The sequence below is a fragment of the Mesorhizobium sp. M1C.F.Ca.ET.210.01.1.1 genome, assembly GCF_004791585.1.
GTDB lineage: Bacteria > Pseudomonadota > Alphaproteobacteria > Rhizobiales > Rhizobiaceae > Mesorhizobium.
This window is the reverse complement of record NZ_SRUU01000047.1, coordinates 1-18,179: the sequence shown is the minus strand read 5'-3', so window position 1 is coordinate 18,179 and position 18,179 is coordinate 1. Positions and strand designations below refer to the sequence as shown.

17 protein-coding genes and 1 pseudogene are annotated in these 18,179 nt (G+C 60.6%); 10 read left to right on the top strand and 8 right to left on the bottom strand.

Annotated elements, in window-relative coordinates; genetic code table 11:
• Positions 1-40: 40 nt before the first annotated feature.
• Positions 41-751: an SDR family oxidoreductase gene (locus tag EN853_RS30735; RefSeq protein WP_127862757.1), complete on the bottom strand. Its 711-nt coding sequence runs from the start codon at positions 749-751 to the stop codon at positions 41-43.
• 229 nt (positions 752-980) lie between these two features.
• On the bottom strand, positions 981-1,877 hold the full coding sequence (locus EN853_RS30730; RefSeq protein WP_348631620.1) for a response regulator: 897 nt from the start codon (positions 1,875-1,877) through the stop codon (positions 981-983).
• A gap of 411 nt (positions 1,878-2,288) precedes the next feature.
• Here EN853_RS30730 and EN853_RS30725 point away from each other — a divergent pair, with 411 nt between their 5' ends.
• From EN853_RS30725 to EN853_RS30715, 3 genes are all read left to right on the top strand, one after another.
• Positions 2,289-2,921, top strand: coding sequence for a response regulator transcription factor (locus EN853_RS30725; protein ID WP_127862756.1), 633 nt, complete (start codon positions 2,289-2,291; stop codon positions 2,919-2,921).
• 100 nt (positions 2,922-3,021) lie between these two features.
• The gene (locus EN853_RS30720) at positions 3,022-3,390 is read left to right on the top strand and encodes a response regulator (RefSeq protein ID WP_127862755.1); all 369 of its coding nucleotides are present in this window, start codon (positions 3,022-3,024) and stop codon (positions 3,388-3,390) included.
• Between the two features lie 150 nt (positions 3,391-3,540).
• On the top strand, positions 3,541-5,166 hold the full coding sequence (locus EN853_RS30715) for an MASE4 domain-containing protein (RefSeq protein WP_167524658.1): 1,626 nt from the start codon (positions 3,541-3,543) through the stop codon (positions 5,164-5,166).
• Between the two features lie 617 nt (positions 5,167-5,783).
• Here EN853_RS30715 and EN853_RS30705 read toward each other — a convergent pair.
• Entirely contained in the window at positions 5,784-6,455 is a 672-nt protein-coding gene (locus EN853_RS30705; RefSeq protein ID WP_127862752.1) for a TetR/AcrR family transcriptional regulator, read from the bottom strand.
• 122 nt (positions 6,456-6,577) lie between these two features.
• On the opposite strand from EN853_RS30705, the gene EN853_RS30700 reads away from it, so the two are divergent.
• The 7 genes and pseudogenes from EN853_RS30700 to EN853_RS34880 form a co-directional block, all read left to right on the top strand.
• Entirely contained in the window at positions 6,578-7,792 is a 1,215-nt protein-coding gene (locus tag EN853_RS30700) for an HlyD family secretion protein (protein WP_127862751.1), read from the top strand.
• A gap of 132 nt (positions 7,793-7,924) precedes the next feature.
• Positions 7,925-9,460 carry an MDR family MFS transporter gene (locus EN853_RS30695; protein WP_245517243.1) on the top strand — a complete coding sequence of 512 codons (1,536 nt, stop codon included), beginning with the start codon at positions 7,925-7,927 and terminating at the stop codon, positions 9,458-9,460.
• A 436-nt stretch (positions 9,461-9,896) separates the two neighbouring features.
• On the top strand, positions 9,897-11,186 hold the full coding sequence (locus tag EN853_RS30690) for an epoxide hydrolase family protein (protein ID WP_127862749.1): 1,290 nt from the start codon (positions 9,897-9,899) through the stop codon (positions 11,184-11,186).
• A gap of 405 nt (positions 11,187-11,591) precedes the next feature.
• Positions 11,592-12,284: a VOC family protein gene (locus tag EN853_RS30685; protein ID WP_127862748.1), complete on the top strand. Its 693-nt coding sequence runs from the start codon at positions 11,592-11,594 to the stop codon at positions 12,282-12,284.
• Positions 12,281-12,412: a hypothetical protein gene (locus tag EN853_RS35175; RefSeq protein ID WP_281061518.1), complete on the top strand. Its 132-nt coding sequence runs from the start codon at positions 12,281-12,283 to the stop codon at positions 12,410-12,412. The genes EN853_RS30685 and EN853_RS35175 overlap by 4 nt, the downstream gene beginning before the upstream one ends.
• A 102-nt stretch (positions 12,413-12,514) precedes the next feature.
• On the top strand, positions 12,515-13,453 hold the full coding sequence (locus EN853_RS30680; protein ID WP_210234822.1) for an SDR family NAD(P)-dependent oxidoreductase: 939 nt from the start codon (positions 12,515-12,517) through the stop codon (positions 13,451-13,453).
• Positions 13,454-13,604: 151 nt separating this feature from the next.
• Positions 13,605-13,861: pseudogene (locus tag EN853_RS34880) on the top strand (alpha/beta fold hydrolase); the annotation flags it as partial.
• A gap of 26 nt (positions 13,862-13,887) precedes the next feature.
• Here EN853_RS34880 and EN853_RS30675 read toward each other — a convergent pair.
• The 5 genes from EN853_RS30675 to EN853_RS30655 form a co-directional block, all read right to left on the bottom strand.
• Positions 13,888-14,655: an ATP-binding protein gene (locus EN853_RS30675; RefSeq protein ID WP_245517242.1), complete on the bottom strand. Its 768-nt coding sequence runs from the start codon at positions 14,653-14,655 to the stop codon at positions 13,888-13,890.
• A gap of 73 nt (positions 14,656-14,728) precedes the next feature.
• On the bottom strand, positions 14,729-15,070 hold the full coding sequence (locus EN853_RS30670; protein ID WP_127862746.1) for an aldo/keto reductase: 342 nt from the start codon (positions 15,068-15,070) through the stop codon (positions 14,729-14,731).
• 120 nt (positions 15,071-15,190) lie between these two features.
• Positions 15,191-16,177 carry a zinc-dependent alcohol dehydrogenase family protein gene (locus EN853_RS30665; RefSeq protein ID WP_127862745.1) on the bottom strand — a complete coding sequence of 329 codons (987 nt, stop codon included), beginning with the start codon at positions 16,175-16,177 and terminating at the stop codon, positions 15,191-15,193.
• A 62-nt stretch (positions 16,178-16,239) separates the two neighbouring features.
• Positions 16,240-16,380, bottom strand: a complete 141-nt coding sequence (locus tag EN853_RS34215; RefSeq protein WP_189343927.1) for a hypothetical protein — start codon at positions 16,378-16,380, stop codon at positions 16,240-16,242.
• 185 nt (positions 16,381-16,565) lie between these two features.
• Entirely contained in the window at positions 16,566-17,639 is a 1,074-nt protein-coding gene (locus tag EN853_RS30655; protein ID WP_127862744.1) for an MBL fold metallo-hydrolase, read from the bottom strand.
• Positions 17,640-18,179: the final 540 nt, after the last annotated feature.

Sequence of the window (18,179 nt, the reverse complement as noted above, 5' to 3'; positions counted from 1 at the left end):
TAGTATCTCCTTGCCAAGTTGGATGCGCGAAACGATTCTCCTAATGGCCGGCACTTTGCCCGCCATCTACGTGCAGGATATCTCCGGTCACGAAGGTTGCCGATTCCAGGTAGAGAATTGCCTCGACGATATCGGCGATTTCGCCCATGCGTCCGACGGGGTGAAGGGCTGCAAGCGCTTCGTGCGTCTCGACCGGATTCATTGGCGTTTTGATGACGCCGGGCGAGACCGCGTTCACACGGATGCCGCGGCTTGCATACTCGATGGCAAGCGATCTGGTCGCGGCGTTCAATCCACCCTTTGTCAGGGCGGCGAGCGCCGCTGGCACGGCCGTGTTTGGATGAGCGACCAGGCTCGTCGTAACCTGCACGATATGGCCGCTGCTCTTCTTCTCCATTTCGGCCGCGGCGCGTTGCGTTATGTGAAAGAACCCAGCGATGTTGACACCCAGGATCGCCATGAAGTCCTCCTCGGTGTAGCGGATGAACGGCTTAGAGATGAACATGCCGGCGTTGTTGATGAGTGTGTCGATCCGCCCGAACCGATCCACTCCTGCGGCAATGACGCGCTCGGCCGTCTTGGGATCAGCGATGTCGCCGGACACGACCAGGATGTCGTCATCGTCCGACCGCTCGATCGACCGCGCTGTTGCGACCACACGGTAGCTCCGACCCCGATAGGCGTTGACGAGAGCCGCGCCGATGCCGCGCGACGCTCCGGTGATGACGGCTACCTTTTGATCACTGCCCAAAGTAATTTTCCTTCTGGCCGCTCTTTGTGAATTCGGTGGATGTAATACGAATGCTGAAAAAGCGGCGCAAAATCGATTGTACGATGGTGCCGCCGATACCTTTGGCTTGGTGGCGAAAATTGTTCAGGGACAGCGTTACACATCAGATCCAACGTGCCATTATCGCTTCAGAATTAGACGGCATAAATGTATGGCTAGTGAATTATCCGGTTCCTCGGCGCCTTCAACACTAATACATTAATCCGAGCACAGCGGCCATATTCACAAGATGTGGAAGTGAGCGGGCATTCATCTTTCGCATGACTTGGCCGCGGTGAGCCTTAACTGTGATTTCGCTAATGCCGAGCTCGAAACCCACTTGCTTGTTCAGCAGGCCGGAGACGACCAGCGCCATGACCTCCCGCTCACGGCAGCTGAGCGATGCGTAGCGATTTTGCAGCGCACTCACCTCCAATTCAAACTCGAGCGCGGTTCTGCTGCGCTCCAGCGCCTCTTTGATGGCAGTCAGCAGCGCGTCGGCGTGGATGGGTTTCATCAGGAACTCAAAAGCGCCCGCTTTCATCGCCCTAACAGCCATACCCACATCGCCGAATCCTGTGACGAAAATGATCGGAGTATCGGTCCGCTCGACAGTGACGAGTTTTTGCAGATCAAGCCCGCTAATATCCGGAAGATTAACGTCCAGGATCAAGCAGTTGGGAGCATTAGGTCGCGGATGAGCGAAGAAAGCCTGGCCGGACCCGAAAATTTCCGGGCACCAGCCCGCGGAGCTGATGAGCGAATTAAGCGAATCACGGACGGATGCGTCATCATCGACCACGAACACGACAGGTTTATCTTGCGACATAGATGACGTGGCGTCGGCAGTTTTCGCCAACTGCGTGCCTTCCGAAAAGTCGTTGACAACCTCCCGCTTGGGCCAGCGGATCGGCGCAATGCACCGTCGCAAATTGACAAGCGCCTCTTCTGGAACGTTGATGCGTGTGGGAGGAATTGCGTTATCCCCCTGAACCTCGCCTGACCGGGCGTGTGCGGTGGCGCGTCTGGCTGCCTTCGCAAAAAGGCCAATAGCGCTGGCAGCTGCCCTAATCGCGCGGACGTTGCGCCACTTGGGTTCGTTATCCATGGCGAGGCTCCTGAGTTCGGGGCAAACGGAAACCTGGTAAGCGAGCGGAGGGTGCCGGCGGTGCAGCGATGCAGGCGGCGGAGCTGCGAGCAACGCTCAGTTGCAGTCGGCCCTAGTGACTCGTTTAGACCTCTCTTCAAGTAGTTCTGGTGGTATCGTAAGGTTCTGTGCTCCACTCGCTATCCAACGTTCGGAGGGCGTGCTCATATCAAGGGGTGAGTTGAATAACGCAGATTGCCGTCTTCTATCCCGCCACGACGCAACCTCTCTGCGATTGCATCGAGGGACCGTGAGTGTTCCTGAGATTTCATGCAACCTTGGCTTGAGGAAACTCAGGATGGAAGCGGGCGCGCAACGCCATCACACTTTCGTTGATGCGCGCCCAGAGTTTCTGGCCTACTATCCATAGAAATGCCGCTGTCCTCGGAGCAGAAATCGATTGTTCACGTGGTCGACGATGACGCGTCGATGCGAGAAGCGTTGCCAGACCTGTTCCTTTCGATCGGGCTAGAAACGCGGACATATTCGGCCGCACAGGATTTCCTGGCCGCGGCCATTCCGGATTGTCCAGGCTGCCTTATCGTCGATATCCGCTTGCCGGACATGAACGGGCTGGATTTTCAGGCGCAGCTGTCAAAGCTGGGTGTTCAGTTGCCGGTCGTGATGATGACCGGATATGGCGACATTCCCATGTCAGTTCGCGCCATGAAACACGGTGCAGTGGACTTTCTCCCAAAGCCTTTCAAAGATCAGGACATGCTCGATGCGGTGTTGGCAGCTATTGAACGCGACCGGCAGCGGCGCGCCGTCGATGGCGATATTTCGAAAATACGGGAGCGGTTTGGAACACTGACGGCACGGGAGCAGCAGGTAATGCTGCTTGTCACCGAAGGAAAGATGAACAAGCAGGTGGCCGGCGACCTCGGAATCAGTGAGATCACCGCGAAAATTCATCGCGGCGCAGCCATGCGCAAGATGGGCGCGAGGACCTTGGCAGACCTGGTCCGGATGGCGGACATGATCGGCCCCAGACAGCGGCCGTAAGTGCAGGACTAACACTCCCGTATAGGTTCCTAATAACGGCATCACGTGCCAGGATAGCGATCCTACTATTCGCCTTGGTAAAATCCGAGGAAAGGATGATGTGTCGAGAGAGTTCCTAATCGCGGTAGTCGATGATGATGAATCATTCCGCATGGCTCTAGTCGATAGCCTTGATTCTCTCGGATATGGTGCACGCGGATTTGCATCTGCCGAGGACTTCATCGCCTGGGAAGCGGACGCGTCTTGGAAATGCGTCATAACTGACATTCACATGCCTGGCATGAGCGGACTTGATCTTGCCCGGCTGCTTAAGGGGCGCCCGCGCGGTGTGCCTGTCGTTATGGTCACCGCAGGTTCAAACCCGGGCATCGATGATCAGGCGGCAGCAATCGGCGTAATCTGTCTACTTCGAAAGCCATTTAGAACGGAGGCATTGATCGACTGTGTCGAAAAAGCTCTCAAAATCTGAGGAGTGATGATCGGCCCGCAAACTCGCAAGAGAATAGCCCGATCGCATACAGACTGGGTTGTCAACCATCGATCCCTCGCGCATTCTCGATAAGTCGACTATTGGCCATTGGTACGGACCCTGACTCCAATGACAGAAAGCGGGGAACCGGTGTTTGCGCTGGCCTCGCGCGCCGAGCCCGAGGTCCTGGCGAACGTTCCCCCAACTCACGTTCAGCGCCGCACGGCGCGCGTTTTCCTGCTGGCCCTGCTCTTAATCCTCCTAGGCACCTGGCCGTTTGCGGCCATCAAGCTGCCGGAAATCAACGCGTTTGTACCGACTCTTGCCGCAGCCTTGTTTGTCAGCGACTGCGTAACCGCCGCTCTTCTGTTTGCTCAGTTCTCCATTTTACGTCAATGGGCGCTCCTGGCGATTGCGAGTGGCTACCTGTTCAACGCCCTGGTCGTGGTTGCACATGCGCTGACGTTTCCGGGAGCGTTCACGCCGACCGGCATCCTGGGTTCGGGATTGCAATCCGCCGTCTGGCTCTACTGGTCTTGGCATTCAGGGCTGCCCCTCGCCATCATCGGCTATGCGCTGCTCAAAGACACAAATCGCACGGCAGATGTTCGCTTCACAGCATATGCCATCAGCCTGAGCGTCGCGGGCGTTCTTGCCCTCGTCCTTGGACTGTTCTGGTTTGTTACGCAGCATGAAGATCTGCTGCCTATAACCTTTGTAGACGTGCATCCTCTCAGTCTATTTCGTCGCGAAATCGGTGGCGTGGTGGTCCTGGCATTGGGCGGCGTTGCTCTTTGGTTGCTGTGGCAGCGCCAGCGTTCCCTGCTCGATCAGTGGCTTGTTGTCGCTTTGTGCGCGCTCCTGCTTGAAGTGGCCCTGGCCTCCGTCTTGAGTGCCGGCCGCTACAATCTTGCGTGGTATGCTGGCCGTTTTTATCAGCTCGTGACTGCCACCGTTGTGATGGTGGTATTGCTTGCAGAGATGACACGACTGTATGCCGGCCTCGCTCGTTCAAACGCCATGCTGCAACAAGAGCGCAAGAGGCTGCAGCGCGCGATTGATGCGCAGCGCCGCGAGCGCGACGCCCGGCTGATAACCGGCGATGCTGTTGCCGCCACGATCGCACACGAGGTCAATCAGCCCCTTGCTGCTATGATAACGAGAGCCGAGACCGGCTTACGCTGGCTCGATCGCGCGGTTCCGGAACTAACCAAGGCCAGAACGGAGTTCACGAAGATCGCCGCTGATGGGCATCGCGCGGCTGCGGTTATCGAGAGCATTCGCGCGAATTTCCGGAAGGATGAACGCGTCAGAACTTCATTCGACGTCGACAACCTCATCGAAGAAGTGATCGAATTGCTTAGGGACGATCTGAAAACTCACCGGATATTGGTCAAAGTTGAACGAATCGCGCGGCCGTTGCGGGTGACGGGAGATCGAATTCAGCTGCAGCAGGTACTTCTCAATCTCGTCACGAATGCGATTGAGGCCATGATTACCGTGGATGGTCCTCGGGATCTCGCCGTCAGTTCCGGTCTTCGCGACGATGGCCGTGTCATGATTTCGGTAGCTGACACAGGCATGGGTATCGACGAACGGCACCTGCAGAGGGTGTTCGATCCTCTCTTCACCACCAAATCTCGAGGGATGGGAATGGGCCTATCGATCTGCCGTTCGATCATCCAAGCGCACGACGGCTTGCTTTGGGTATTGCCCAACGCACCGCGGGGCTCAGTCTTTCAGATCGTTTTAGCATCATCCGTCGGCACGGAATGAGGCCTTAAGAGTCGCGATCATTGCCAGCGTTCGAGTAGCTGCCTCAAGTTTCGGGATTGAGGATGCCCTTCACTCCCAGCAGTAACCTTCGTACCGGTGTATTCGGGTCGGACTCGATCGACAAAGTTGATCTGCCCGTCAGGCACCGCAGCCGACAATATGGCAGGCAACGCAGCCGACACGGGAGACATCGATCTCCTTTGCCATCCGATCGCGTGTGCCAGCGTTTAGGTGATTTTTGCGCCACCACAATGCGACCGTCCCGTTGTCTCTCTCGCCGCCAATACAAAAGTATCGCCGACACCATTGGGCAATAGATTTACCATCTCTGACAGTCGATCTCTGTGCGGCAGCCCAACTGGTCGGGTATGCAGGGGAGGACGTCATGTCAGCAAGATCACTTTCGCCCACAGAGCGCGAACTACTTGCCTCGACGGCTGCCGCCGGGGTTGTCGGCTTGCTTCCCGGGACGCTCAGGGCATGGGCCCGAGATGATTCAATCCTGCATGATTGGCCGGGCTTCGTTTTGGGCGACTCAAGACGATCGGCCTGCCCGGATCCAACGGCGCTCGGCGGAAGCCGCAGGATGGTTTCGAACTGGTTCTGCCCTCGATGCTTTACGAGATTCGACTGGGAGTCCGTCGTGGCCTGCATCCGTCCAGAAACAGTCGGGCGCAATAGCGCGCGCGTTTCGCGATCTCGGAGCGGCTTGGCGGCGTGCGCTGGCCGAACATAAGGGCGCGCTGCGGTTCCATGATCATCATGCCCCTGAGCATGCCGACCGCCACCGACGGCTCGTCGATCTCGATCCTGCCGCGGTCACACTGTCGCTTCACCCAGCGCTCCATCGTCTGGGTGGTCCGGCGGATCGCGAACTCGAAGAAGGCAGAAGCGATCTCCGGAAAGCGTTCGCACTCGGCATAGACCAGGCGAAGCGTTGCGGGCGTCTCCTCATCGAGGGTCAAAGTGCCATAGGAAATGAGAATGTGTTCGAGCGCCTCCTCAATGGGCAACGCATCGAGATGCTCTTCGTCAATCTCCAGAATGAAACGCGAGATCCGATTCGAGACAACGCTTTGAAACAACTCGGCCTTGGTCGGGATCAAACGGTACATGGTCTTCGTGGAGACGCCAGCGCTGTGCGCGACGCGACCCATGCTGGCCCCTGCATAGCCACTGGCGTGAAACTCGTCACGTGCGGCCACGATGATGAGCTGCCGCGTCTCCTCGTCCGGGCGAACCTGCGGTCGTCCGCGCGACCGCTTTGCCACTTTGGTATTATGGACCATGATCGTTTTCCAAAATCCCTTGACTTTTGTTTCGGCCTGCTTATGTTTCGGAAACTATCAGTTTTCCTAAATAAGGGCAAGCCGGTGACCCGGCGCCCCAGGACCGGGGAAAGGTACCTACCATGAGCAAGCACCAGGCAGTCTTCACCGCGCAGAAGGCTCTTCCCGCCGCCGAGGCAGCACCCGGCATAGAGCTGCCGCGAGAGCCTCTCGTCCCTGTTCCGCAGGTCCCTACGGTAGTCGCTGAGGTGCCCAACACGTCGCGAAAGCGCTTGCTACGGAACCTGCTGCTAGCCGGCGCGGCCGTCGCCATCCTCGCGGCCGCCGCCGATTTCGGCTGGCAGTATTGGACCGTCGGCCGATTCCAGGTCTCGACCGACGATGCCTATGTCAAGGCCGACAACACGACTATCGCGCCGCGAATCTCCGGCTACGTCGCAGAAGTGCTGGTGGATGACAACCGGCCCGTGACGGCGGGGCAGGTCCTCGCGCGCATTGACGATCGCGACTTCAAGGTGAATCTCGAGCAGACTCGGGCCGAGGTCGAGTCGGCCAAGGCTAACATCGCTAATAAGCAGGCGGCGATCGTCTCTCAGCACTCCGCGATCGAGGCGGCGCAGGCCACGGTCGCGCTCGACCAGGCCAACGCGACCTTCGCCGAGCAGGACGACCAGCGGTATGCCGAACTGGCGAAGAAGGGCTACGGCAGCGTCCAGAACGCGCAGGCGGCGGCCTCGAAGATCGCCGCGGCGCGGGCGGCCGTGACGCGCGATACCGCGGTGGTCGGCACCGCTGCCAAGCAGCTCGATGTGATCAAGGCCGAGCTTGCGCAGGCGCAGGCGGCGCTGAGCCGCGCCCAGGCAGCCGAGGACCAGGCCGAGTTGAACCTCTCTTATACCGCTCTCGTCTCCCCGGTTGACGGCGTGATAGGCAACCGCACCTTGCGGATCGGCCAATATGTCCAGACGGGTTCGCAGCTGATGTCGGTGGTGCCAAACCAGGCCGCCTATATCATCGCCAACTACAAGGAGACCCAGCTCGCCAACGTGCAGCGTGGGCAGCCGGTCGATATCAAGGTAGACTCCTTTCCCGGGCGGGTCTTCAAGGGCCATGTCGACAGCCTCTCGCCGACCAGCGGCCAAGAATTCGCGCTGCTGCCGCCCGACAACGCGACCGGCAATTTCACCAAGGTGGTGCAGCGCATCCCGGTGAAGATCGTGCTGGATCAGGCAAGCCCGCTTTCGGTCGTGCTGCGCCCCGGTATGTCGGTCTACCCGACGATCGACACCAAGGCTGCGGCGACCCAGGTCGCCTCGGCATCGGAACGCATCAACTGACGGCGATCGGACGTCCGGTTCACCAGCCAGACATGGCAGGAAAGTGCGATGGCCACCCTGACGCAAAACGTCCAACTCGGTTCTCCCGGTCCCGCGACAGTCGCGGCACCTCTGCCCGAGAGGGCGAGCACGATGGCATGGATCGCCGTCCTCGCCGCGATGATCGGCGCATTCATGGCCATCCTGAACATCCAGATCACCAACGCCTCGCTGCTCGACATCGAAGGCGGCATCGGCACCGGCGTCGACAACGGCGCCTGGATCTCGACCTCCTATCTCATCGGCGAGATCGTGGTTATCCCGCTCACGGACTATCTGAGCCGCGTCTTCTCGTTCCGCCGCTACATGCTGGCGAACGCCGTGCTGTTCCCGCTCTTCTCGGCGGCCTGCGCCTTCTCGCACGATCTCGGTTCGATGATCGCCCTGCGCGGCCTGCAAGGTTTCGCCGGCGGCGTCCTCATCCCGATGGCCTTCACTATGGTGCTTACCAAGCTGCCTAAGGCGCAGCAGCCGCTTGGGCTGGCGTTGTTCGCGCTCTCCGTCACCTTCGCGCCGGCGATCGGCCCGACCATCGGCGGCTACCTGACCGAGAATTACGGTTGGCAGTCCATCTTCTTCGTCAACACGCCGCCTAGCATCGTGATGTTCGTTGCTCTGTTCTTCACACTGGAGAAGAAGCCGATGCAGCTGTCGCTGCTCAAGGAGGGCGACTGGGCCGGCATCGCTACCATGGCGATCGGGCTTGCGGCCCTGCAGACGGTGCTCGAGGAAGGCAACAAGGAGGACTGGTTCCAGTCGCCGTTCATCGTGAAGCTCGCGCTGACGGCGGCCGTGTTCCTGACCGTCTTTGTGGCAATCGAGCTCGCCGTGGCGAAGCCATTGGTCCAGCTTCGTCTTCTCAAGCGGCGCAATTTCGGCATCGGCATTATCGTCAACGTGCTAGTCGGCGTCGCGCTGTTCGGCACCGTCTACATTCTGCCGCAGTATTTAGGCCAGGTGCAGCGCTACAACGCCGAGCAGATCGGGCTTGTGCTGGCTTGGACCGGCCTGCCGCAGCTAGTCATCATTCCGTTCGTCCCGCTGCTGATAAAGCGCTTTGACGTGCGGTATGTCGGCTTTGTCGGCATTAGCATTTTCGCCGCAAGCTGTTTCATGAACATCACTCTGTCGCTGGACAGCGCCGGTGACCAGTTCTTCCTGCCCAACCTTGTGCGCGCCATAGGCCAGGCCCTGGTGCTGACCCCGATTACCGTGATCACCACGGCGGGCATCGCACCGAGCGAGGCCGGCGCCGCGTCGGGCCTGTCGAACATGCTGCGTAATCTCGGCGGCGCGGTCGGCACGGCGATGCTTGCGACGGTGCTGACCAAGCGCGAGCAGTTCCATTCGAACATCATAGGCCAGTCCGTCACCTTCGCACGCGAGGAAGTGCGCGACAGAATCGCCCAGCTGACGCAATACTTCATGGCGCACGGGGTCACCGATCCGGCTGTCGCGCAGCACAAGGCAATCGCTGCGATCGGCGTCACGGTGCACCGCCAGGCTCTCATCCTGGGGTTTAGTGACACGTTCGCGGTGATTGGTGTCGTACTTTCGCTCGCCGCGGTTGCCCTGCTCTTTGCCCGCAAGATCCAGATCGGCGGCGCTAGCGGCGGTGGAGGCCACTAGCGGTCCGAACCGTTTGCCGGCGGACCTACGGCACCAACATGCAATGGATTTGACCTGCTTGAAAGTTGATCTCTGTGCTGGGACCGAGCAGAGTCGAGGGCTCTAGCCCGTCCTATTCACGGGGGAACTTCGTTCCCTTGTCGCTGAGCGTGTGTGAGGCATCTTTTTCACCCGGCTGAGACTGGACTTTGGAATGCGCTGGAGGTCGGCGCAGTCCGGCTTGGTTGGCTTCCACATCAATCTGCCTGCGGTTGTGCCGCCCGAGATCGCACGGTGCTGGCCGTGGGCGGGCCGGTCTCCCCACCTTTTGGTCTGATTGCTCACTTGCCCTGGCCAATCCGAAAGTATTGCCGATACCATCGTGCAATAGATTTGCGCCCCCTGACAGTCGATCTGTGTCGCACCCGAACAGATCGGGCAGACAGAGGAGGATGCCATGTCAACATTACCGCTCTCGCCTACGCGGCGTGAACTTCTTGCCACCGCCGCTGCGGTGGGGGCTGTCAGCCTGCTTCCCGACACGCTGAACGCGGCAGCGGGCGGCGACTCGGTCCGCCCCTTCACGTTCAACGCCTCGGACAAAGAGCTGGCCGAGCTTCGCAGGCGCATCGCTGCCAGCCGCTGGCCCGACCGCGAAACGGTCGCGGATAATTCGCAGGGCGTGCAACTCGGGACGATCCAGAAACTCGCGCGCTACTGGGAAACCGACTACGACTGGCGCAAGGTCGAGACGCGGCTCAACGCCTTGCCGCAGTTCATCACCGAAATCGACGGGCTCGACATTCATTTCATCCATGTTCGTTCAAAACATGAGAATGCTCTGCCGCTGATCGTCACGCACGGGTGGCCCGGCTCGATCATCGAGCAGCTGAAGATCGTCGATCCGCTGACCAATCCCACATCGCATGGAGGCAGCGCGTCGGACGCTTTCCATCTGGTGATTCCGTCGCTGCCGGGCTTCGGGTTTTCAGGCAAGCCAACCACGACCGGCTGGGACCCGGCCCGCATGGCACGTGCCTGGGGCGTGCTGATGAAGCGCCTCGGATACACGCGGTTTGTGGCGCAAGGCGGCGATTGGGGTGCGATGGTCTCGGATGTGATGGGTACGCAGGCGCCTCCGGAATTGCTCGGCATTCACCTCAACTGGGTTTTCGCGGTTCCACCAGACATCGATAAGGCGATCCAAACCGGCAGCCCGCTGCCCTCCGATCTCTCAGTCGACGAACGACGGGCGTGCGAGCAGCTGGCTTTCTTCTACAAGACAGGTGTGGGCTACGCCGTCGAGATGGCGAACCGCCCACAGACATTGTACGGACTCGGGGATTCACCGATCGGCCTGGCAGCCTTCCTACTCGACCACGACCCGCGCAGTTATGAGCTCATCGCACGCGCCTTTGACGGACAACCCGGCGGCCTCACGCGAGATGATGTCCTCGATAACATCACGCTCTACTGGTTGACGAATACGGCGACGTCGTCGGCGCGTATCTATTGGGAAAACAAGTTCGCCTTTTTCGCCCCGAAGGGGGTCGCCATACCCGTAGCCGTGAGCGCCTTTCCTGACGAGGTCTGTACAATCCCGCGGAGTTGGGCGGCGCGGGCGTATCCCAAGCTCATCTATTACAACAAGCTCGATAAAGGCGGGCACTACGCCGCCTGGGAACAGCCAGAGGTCTTCTGCAGTGAGCTTCGGGCAGCGTTCAGAACCCTCCGTGGATCCATCTGAAAAACGTCGGCGCGCACATTTGCCCGGCGATGAAGACATACGAGTGGAGTAGCCGCTGTACTCGCAATGGCAATCGGAGCACCGATTGCCGGTTTTTAGCCTGGAGATTCATGGCAGGTGGTGGATGCGGGGCAACCGTTGAATGACGTAGGATTTGGACGCTTTGGCCGATCCGCGCGATGTTCCGGAGACCACGCCGCCATGAATAGTCCTACGCTGCCGCTGACGGGTTTGTCATCTGTTCGCAACAACCCTGTCCTCGCGCGTTTCGAGTTGGAGATGCCGCCCTGAACAATGGCGTACTCGCTCTGGCCGGGGTGGAAATCCGGCTGCGCGTCGCCAAGCGTCTGGCGCCGTTTGAGCGGCTTGCCAACTCTCAAGACAATAAATCCCGAGGTGATCAACATGAGCAGTACTCAGGAGCGCAGCGAAACTGCAATCGAGGCCCCGAAAGCACAGACGCTCGACATGAAGTTCGAGATCGTGGTCATTCCCGTTTCGGACGTTGATCGGGCCAAGAGCTTTTACGGCGGCTTGGGGTGGAGGCTCGACGCCGACTTCGCTGCCGGTGACGACTGGCGCGTGATCCAGTTCACGCCGCCCGGCTCCGAGTGCTCGGTCATTTTCGGCAAGAACGTCACCGCGGCAGCACCCGGCTCCGCTCAGGGACAGTATTTGATTGTCTCTGACATAGAGGCCGCCCGCAACGAGCTGCTTGGTCGCGAGGTCAACATCAGCGAGGTTTTTCACGACGCGGGCGGCGTGTATGCGGGCACAGACGAGCCCTACTTGTTTGGGCGAGCTCGGGTCAGCGGCCCGGATCCCGAGCACCGCAGCTACCGCTCGTACGCCTCGTTCAGCGATCCGGACGGCAACGGCTGGCTGCTTCAGGAAGTCACCGCGCGATTGCCCGGGCGTGTCGACGCGAACCTCGCGACATTCACCTCACCGACCGAGCTGGCGGCCGCGCTCCGACGCGCGTGGGCCGCCCATGGCGAGCACGAAGCGCGGACGGACGGCCAGCGTGATGAAAACTGGCCGGACTGGTACGCGGCGTACATCGTCGCGGAGCACACCGGCAAGGAGTTGCCTTTATGAGCAGTGGCTACGACGTCATCATCATCGGCGACGGCTCGCCAGGCGCGCACTGCGCCGGTGCGCTTGCAGAAGGCGGGCTACGCGTCGAGCTCGTCGAGGCCGAGTTGGCCGGCGGCGAATGCTCCTAGCAGGCCTGCATCCCGTCCAAGACACTGCTGCGCAAGGGGGGCGGTGGCTCCGGCGTTTGTCGCCTCGCGGCGGCGGTACAACGAAAATGTAAGGTAAATGATATGACGATGAAATCGGCACATGGGGGCACGATCCTGGTGACTGGTGCGGCCGGGCACATCGGTGCTATCGGCCGTCACCTCACCGGAATGTTGCTCGCCAAGGGACATAAGGTGCGAGCCTTGGTGAGGCGGGAGGATGAACGCGCTGAGGCGTTGCGCCAACTCGGGGCCGAGGTTGTGCAGGGCGACCTGACCGATCTTGCCTCGGTGCACCGTGCGGTCGAAGGTTGCCCGCGCATCTATTTCGGAATGTCGATCTCGGCGGCTTATCTCGAAGCCACGGTGAACCTCGCAGCGGTGGCGCGCCACCACGGCGCCGAGGCATTCGTGAACATGTCGCAGATGACGGTGACACAGATGAGCATCACCAATACTACTGGCAGCCCGCAGCACAAGCTGCACTGGCTTGCGGAACAGGCATTGGCCTGGTCGGAGCTGTCGGTTGTCACCGTGCGGCCGACCGTTTTTCTCGAAAGCTTTTTCCTGCGCCTCGCCAAAGCAAGCGTCCGGGACAACGACGAGCTGGCGCTGCCGCTGGGCGACAGCAGGACCTCGCCCGTATCGTCTGTTGATGTGGCGCGTGCCGTTTCCGTGATCCTCGACGAGCCTACCTCTCACATTGGCCACGTTTACAATCTGACCGGATTCGAGTCCGCCGATTTGGACCATTATGCGCGGGTCTTCTCCGAGGTTCTCGGCCGAACGATACGCTATCGCGACGTCCCGCTCTCCGTATGGACGGATGCGCTTCGCGGATCTGGAGTGCCGGCGCATCTTCTGAACCACCTCGCTGTAATGGCCGAACTTCACGTGCAGGGGCGCTATGACCGCCTGACGGATGACCTGGTCAAACTTACCGGCAAAACGCCCACAAGCATGTACGACTTCGTGAAATTGCATGCCGCCGAATTCACGCGGGGTGAAGCCGCGGCGGCGTGAGGTACTGGCCGCCGTCTGCCCCCAGCGCGCACAATCAACCGCGATAACAAAGGCTTGCCCAAAATCGTTCGGCTCGCTCAAGCAGGTCAACGCCGTATGCTGAACGTCGGTATGCCGATTTGGGGCCAGCCGAAGGCCCGCCTGTTGTCCTCTGCTCCACGGCTGGCCGTACGACATCCACGCCTTATGTCGACGTCGCTCCTCTTCTGGCAGCCAGAGGATAGGCATTATCGTGTCCTGCCTGTGCGGCTAGGGCAGGACACGCTTCCTGTCGAAAGAGACGATGCGCAACAGCCGACAGCCGGCGTTCGCCGCAGACACTGTCGCGCTGATGATTCGCTGGACATCGAAAGAGTTATTGTCGCCGGCTGCGACTGGGGCGCCTGCACGGCAAATATTGTCGCTGCTCGCGTGGGGTATTTTCCGTTCGAACTTTACCGAGAACCGGCAATGGAAGACGGCATCACCGGTAGCCATAGGTCGATCGCAGTGCCGTGGTATGGCGTACTTGTGACCGACAGCCCACCGCCTTGACTCTCCATCAGTTGGCTGACCATCGCCAGGCCGAGGCCTGTTCCGCTAGTTTTCGTCGAAAAGTAGGGCACCCCCGCACTCCGCAGCGTCGCCAGGTTCATACCGATGCCGGTATCGGCAACCGACAGGCGGATCATTGGTTCGCGCGTCGCGGTACGGCTTCCGGGCTCTCGATCGATGGCGGCGGCAACGATGACCTCCCCGCCGTCCGGCATCGCATCGCGGGCGTTGAGCATCAGATTGAGCAACGCCCGCTCCATTAGCTGCCGGTCGATGAAGGCCGGTGGAAGATCGTCGGCAACATCAAACCGAATGAAGATACCCGAAGGCAACACGCTCCCCGGGACCGGCTCCACGGACTCCAGAAGCTGGCTGATATCCACTGCGGCAGGCTGGAGTTTCCGGGCGTGCGCAAAATCGAGCAGCTGTCGTGCCAGTGTTTTGGCGCGGAACGCGCAGAATATCGCTCCGTCGATGCGTCTGAGTTGCCTGGGCGAGCCGGCCTTCTGACGTTGCAGTTCCTCCATGATCGTGACGATCGGGGTGAGGAGATTGTCGAAATCGTGGACGATCGAGGCGAGCAGTATTCGCGGATCAGTGCGTGCCACCGCCGCAGTATCCTCGTCTATGCCGCGATACCAGGATGTCCGAGTCCGTTGTTCAATCATGTCCTCTCTCCATCGGAGGTAACCGGAAGAATTTTCTTCGGCTGTCTCCATCGACTGACCGGCGAAGGCGAAGCTACCGACCGACCATGTACCGGCGGCTGTTGCCGGTGTTGGAGACGGTCTGCGGTCCGACGCCGTTCATGCTGTATTTGCCCGTCAGCACGAAGTGGTCCCGGTCGGCGCCCAGGAACTCGCCGAGCAGTTGCTCGGATTCGCCGGCCTGATAGTTCTCGGCGGTGTCGATGAGCGTGCCGCCGGCTTCGCCGAATCGGTCGAAGATTTTGCGGGCCCCAGTGGGCTCGGCGCCGGGGCCCCAGCCGCCACCGGTGCGCCAGCCGGTGCCGAAGTTGGCGGTGCCGAGGCCGTACTCGGACACGCGCAGGCCACTGTTGCGCCCGAAGGTGGTGTATCGCATGGGTGGATATCTCCTAAGACGAGTAATTTGCATTGCGTAAACGTGGAACGCCGGTTCTTGGCGCCGCCGGGCGAGTAACCACGGCGGCACTGGTCAAGCCGTGGTGGAAGGTGTGTCGAGTCAGTGGGGGACGGTCACGACGATCTTGCCGACCTGGGATCCGGACTCGAGACGACGGTGGGCCCCGACGATGTCCTCGAGTGGGAAGACGGTGTCGATGACAGGTCGCAGGGTCTTGCCGGCAAGGCCGTCAAGGATCCAGTCGACGGCGACCTTGCGGCGTTCGACGTCGGTGGTGAGCTCCCAGAGCTTGTAGCCCCGGATGGTTAGGCTCTTGTTGATCAACCCCATCACCGGCACCGTAGTGGCCTCGCTGTTCAGCACACCGTAGACGATCACCGTCCCGCCGGGCGCGGCCGCGCCGATCAAGCCCGCCAGAGCAGGTCCTCCAACGGGATCGAAGATGACACGCGCGCCGTGACCGTCGGTGAGCTCGTTCACGCGGGTGACCACGTCTTCCTCTCCCGTGACGACCACTGCCTCCGCGCCTTCGTCCAGGAGGCGCCGGCGCTTGGCGCTGCTGCGGGTCAGTGCCACGGGCCGGGCCCCAACGCTGCGGGCCACCTGGATCGCGGCCAGCCCGACGCTGCTGGAGGCGGCCGAGATGAGCACCGTGTCACCGGCCTTCAGGTCCGCGGTCTCGATAAGGGCGCCGTAGGCGGTTAGGTACTGCCCCCAGAGGGCCGCCGTTTGCTCCCATGACAGTGAGTCGGGGTGCCTAGCCACAGCGGTGGCGGGAGCGATGGCCAGCTCGCCGTGGATGGGGTAGTCGGTGGGCCTGAAGCAGGGGATCAAGCTGATGGCATCGCCGACGGTGAAACCTTCGACGTCCGGACCGATGGCGTCGACCTCACCGGAGGCCTCCCATCCGATACCGGAGGGAAGCTTCACGAGGCGGTTGTTGCGGAGCATGGCATCCGCTCGGTTCACCCCGAGAGCCCTGGTGCGGATGCGGATCTCGCCGTGTCCGGGTTCGCGGACCTCGATGTCATCCAAGGTCAGGACCTCGGGGCCGCCGGTGGCGTGAAATCGTACTATCTTGCTCATGTGAATGGTCTTGCCTTTCAAGTCTGGGGATAGATGTGGCAGTTCAGGCTCGGTGGTTGGCGTCACTTGGTGATCTCGGGCACCTTGTCGAGCTTCAGTTGGTCAGCGCTCCTGTCCGTCTGCGTCGTCGCCCTGCGGCGTCCCAGCGTTCCGGACAGGGAGGCGAGCAGGCCGATGGCCGCGAGCACGGTGACGGTGATCATGGCCGGGGTGAAACCGGCGAGCAGGGCGTCGCGCCTGCTCTTGCCTTCGTTTCCTTCGGTGAGGACTGTGGTTACGATGGCGGGCCGATCGCGCCGCCGATCTGCGTGGAGGTGTTCAGCAGGCCGCCGGCAAGAATGTTCGTGGTCAGGGATTCCCGAGGTGCCGTCGAACTGGTCGCCAGGTCTCAGTCGATGCGAAGGCTCTGCTCCATCGCGTAGCACTGGTCCCAGATGAACACGTCATAGCCGGCGAGCCGAGACTGCCACTTGGGCGTGACGGCATTCACGCATTTCACAACGACGCGGTCGATGTAGTTGTCATAGACTGCCCAGGGGTTGGGCTTGTCCTCGGCTTCCATTTCCTCGCCCGGTGTCGTTGATTTGAGGGCAGCAGAGGCAGCTGCTTTCAGGTCATTCATGAATTCGAGCTGCGTCCGTACATCGGAATGAGTGCCCACGCGATTGACATGGCCTCCAACGAGCGTTTCGAACGGCAATGTGTCGATATACGCCACCTGGTCAAAGTAACCGGGGATATCCTTGGCAAGCGCAAAGCGACGCCATGGCATCCAGCCAGGGAAGATCACATCGACCACCATCAGGACCCTCTGTTCGGGAGCATAGATGAAGATGTTTCCTGGCTCATGGGGGCTGATGCCGGGATAGCTCAGCTCAAGAACCTGGCTACCAACCTTCAGGGTGTAGTGATCCTTGAACGTGACCGTAGGCACAGGGCGCCTCGGATCCTTCGTCCGTTCCAGCAGTCGCAGGGTCTCTTCCTGGGCGATGATAATTGGATGACCGCCGAGGTCGTTTACGCCGCCAATATGATCTACATGTGCATGGCTGTAGACGATATGTGTGACAGGCTGATCCGTCACCTCGGCGATAGCCTGGTGTATGTGGCCCGAGTATCCCGGAGGTGCGTCGATCACAACAACGCCTGTTTCGTACACCAGGAACATCGACTGGTACCCATTGTCGGTGATCATGTAGAGGCCACGGCCCAGCTGTTGGGTCCGGTATCCCTTCTTCCGGTCGATGGCCTGGGTTACGTCTTCCTCGGGAATCGGAAGGTAGTGGTCGACGCGCGTGCCTATCGGCGCTAGCGACGGCATACTCTGGTAAGGGGCGCCAGGCTGTCCCGGCAAGCTCTCGGCGCGGGCGCCCTGTGTCGGCGCTAAACCGAGTCCAGCAGTGACCAACATGGAACCGGCCTTCGCCGCTGCCCTCAAAAGGCCCGAACGGAAGAGAAACATAACAAACCTCCTGTTTCAAAAAATATTCACACGGAGGATTTGTCGATAAATTTCGAGGGTTGTTTATTATCCTTAGGTATTGCGAATACTATGGTATCAAATTTCCCCGCGCCCAGCGTCATAATTCCGCTGAGCACTATCGCAAACACCAAGTAGGGTCGCGCCTCTTGTGCGAGGAGCAGTGTCAGCTTTGGGCCGCCCACAAGCCAGTCGAGTTGAGCATTGCGGATGGGTCTCAACCAGGAAACCCGGCCAGGCGCAGCGCATCGGCGACCTGATCAACCCGGCGGATATAGCGGAGTTGCTCATAGTTCCCCGCGCCGAGTTATGCAAACCCATAAGACCCTGATTGTCGGCAATCTCTGGCCACTAGCCTGGTCCGCTCCTGAGACTCGAAGCCGCCAGTCCGCTCTCGTGAAGAGTTTCGGGCGCCGGCAGGCGTACGAAAGTCCCCGAGGAAGGAACCCGCGGGCCACAGGCGATGGCTATGGGGATTTCGATTTTCGGCAGATGTCGGCGATGGCGCGACCGCCGTCGGGA

Excerpts from the sequence above, each read along its gene's own strand:
- EN853_RS30730 (WP_348631620.1), bottom strand. The coding sequence starts at position 1,877 with ATGGATAACGAACCCAAGTGGCGCAACGTCCGCGCGATTAGGGCAGCT.
- EN853_RS30725 (WP_127862756.1), top strand. The coding sequence starts at position 2,289 with ATGCCGCTGTCCTCGGAGCAGAAATCGATTGTTCACGTGGTCGACGAT.
- EN853_RS30705 (WP_127862752.1), bottom strand. The coding sequence starts at position 6,455 with ATGGTCCATAATACCAAAGTGGCAAAGCGGTCGCGCGGACGACCGCAG.
- EN853_RS30700 (WP_127862751.1), top strand. The coding sequence starts at position 6,578 with ATGAGCAAGCACCAGGCAGTCTTCACCGCGCAGAAGGCTCTTCCCGCC.
- EN853_RS30695 (WP_245517243.1), top strand. The coding sequence starts at position 7,925 with ATGGCATGGATCGCCGTCCTCGCCGCGATGATCGGCGCATTCATGGCC.
- EN853_RS30690 (WP_127862749.1), top strand. The coding sequence starts at position 9,897 with ATGTCAACATTACCGCTCTCGCCTACGCGGCGTGAACTTCTTGCCACC.
- EN853_RS30685 (WP_127862748.1), top strand. The coding sequence starts at position 11,592 with ATGAGCAGTACTCAGGAGCGCAGCGAAACTGCAATCGAGGCCCCGAAA.
- EN853_RS35175 (WP_281061518.1), top strand. The coding sequence starts at position 12,281 with ATGAGCAGTGGCTACGACGTCATCATCATCGGCGACGGCTCGCCAGGC.
- EN853_RS30680 (WP_210234822.1), top strand. The coding sequence starts at position 12,515 with ATGACGATGAAATCGGCACATGGGGGCACGATCCTGGTGACTGGTGCG.
- EN853_RS30675 (WP_245517242.1), bottom strand. The coding sequence starts at position 14,655 with ATGATTGAACAACGGACTCGGACATCCTGGTATCGCGGCATAGACGAG.
- EN853_RS30670 (WP_127862746.1), bottom strand. The coding sequence starts at position 15,070 with ATGCGATACACCACCTTCGGGCGCAACAGTGGCCTGCGCGTGTCCGAG.
- EN853_RS30665 (WP_127862745.1), bottom strand. The coding sequence starts at position 16,177 with ATGAGCAAGATAGTACGATTTCACGCCACCGGCGGCCCCGAGGTCCTG.
- EN853_RS34215 (WP_189343927.1), bottom strand. The coding sequence starts at position 16,380 with ATGATCACCGTCACCGTGCTCGCGGCCATCGGCCTGCTCGCCTCCCTG.
- EN853_RS30655 (WP_127862744.1), bottom strand. The coding sequence starts at position 17,639 with ATGTTTCTCTTCCGTTCGGGCCTTTTGAGGGCAGCGGCGAAGGCCGGT.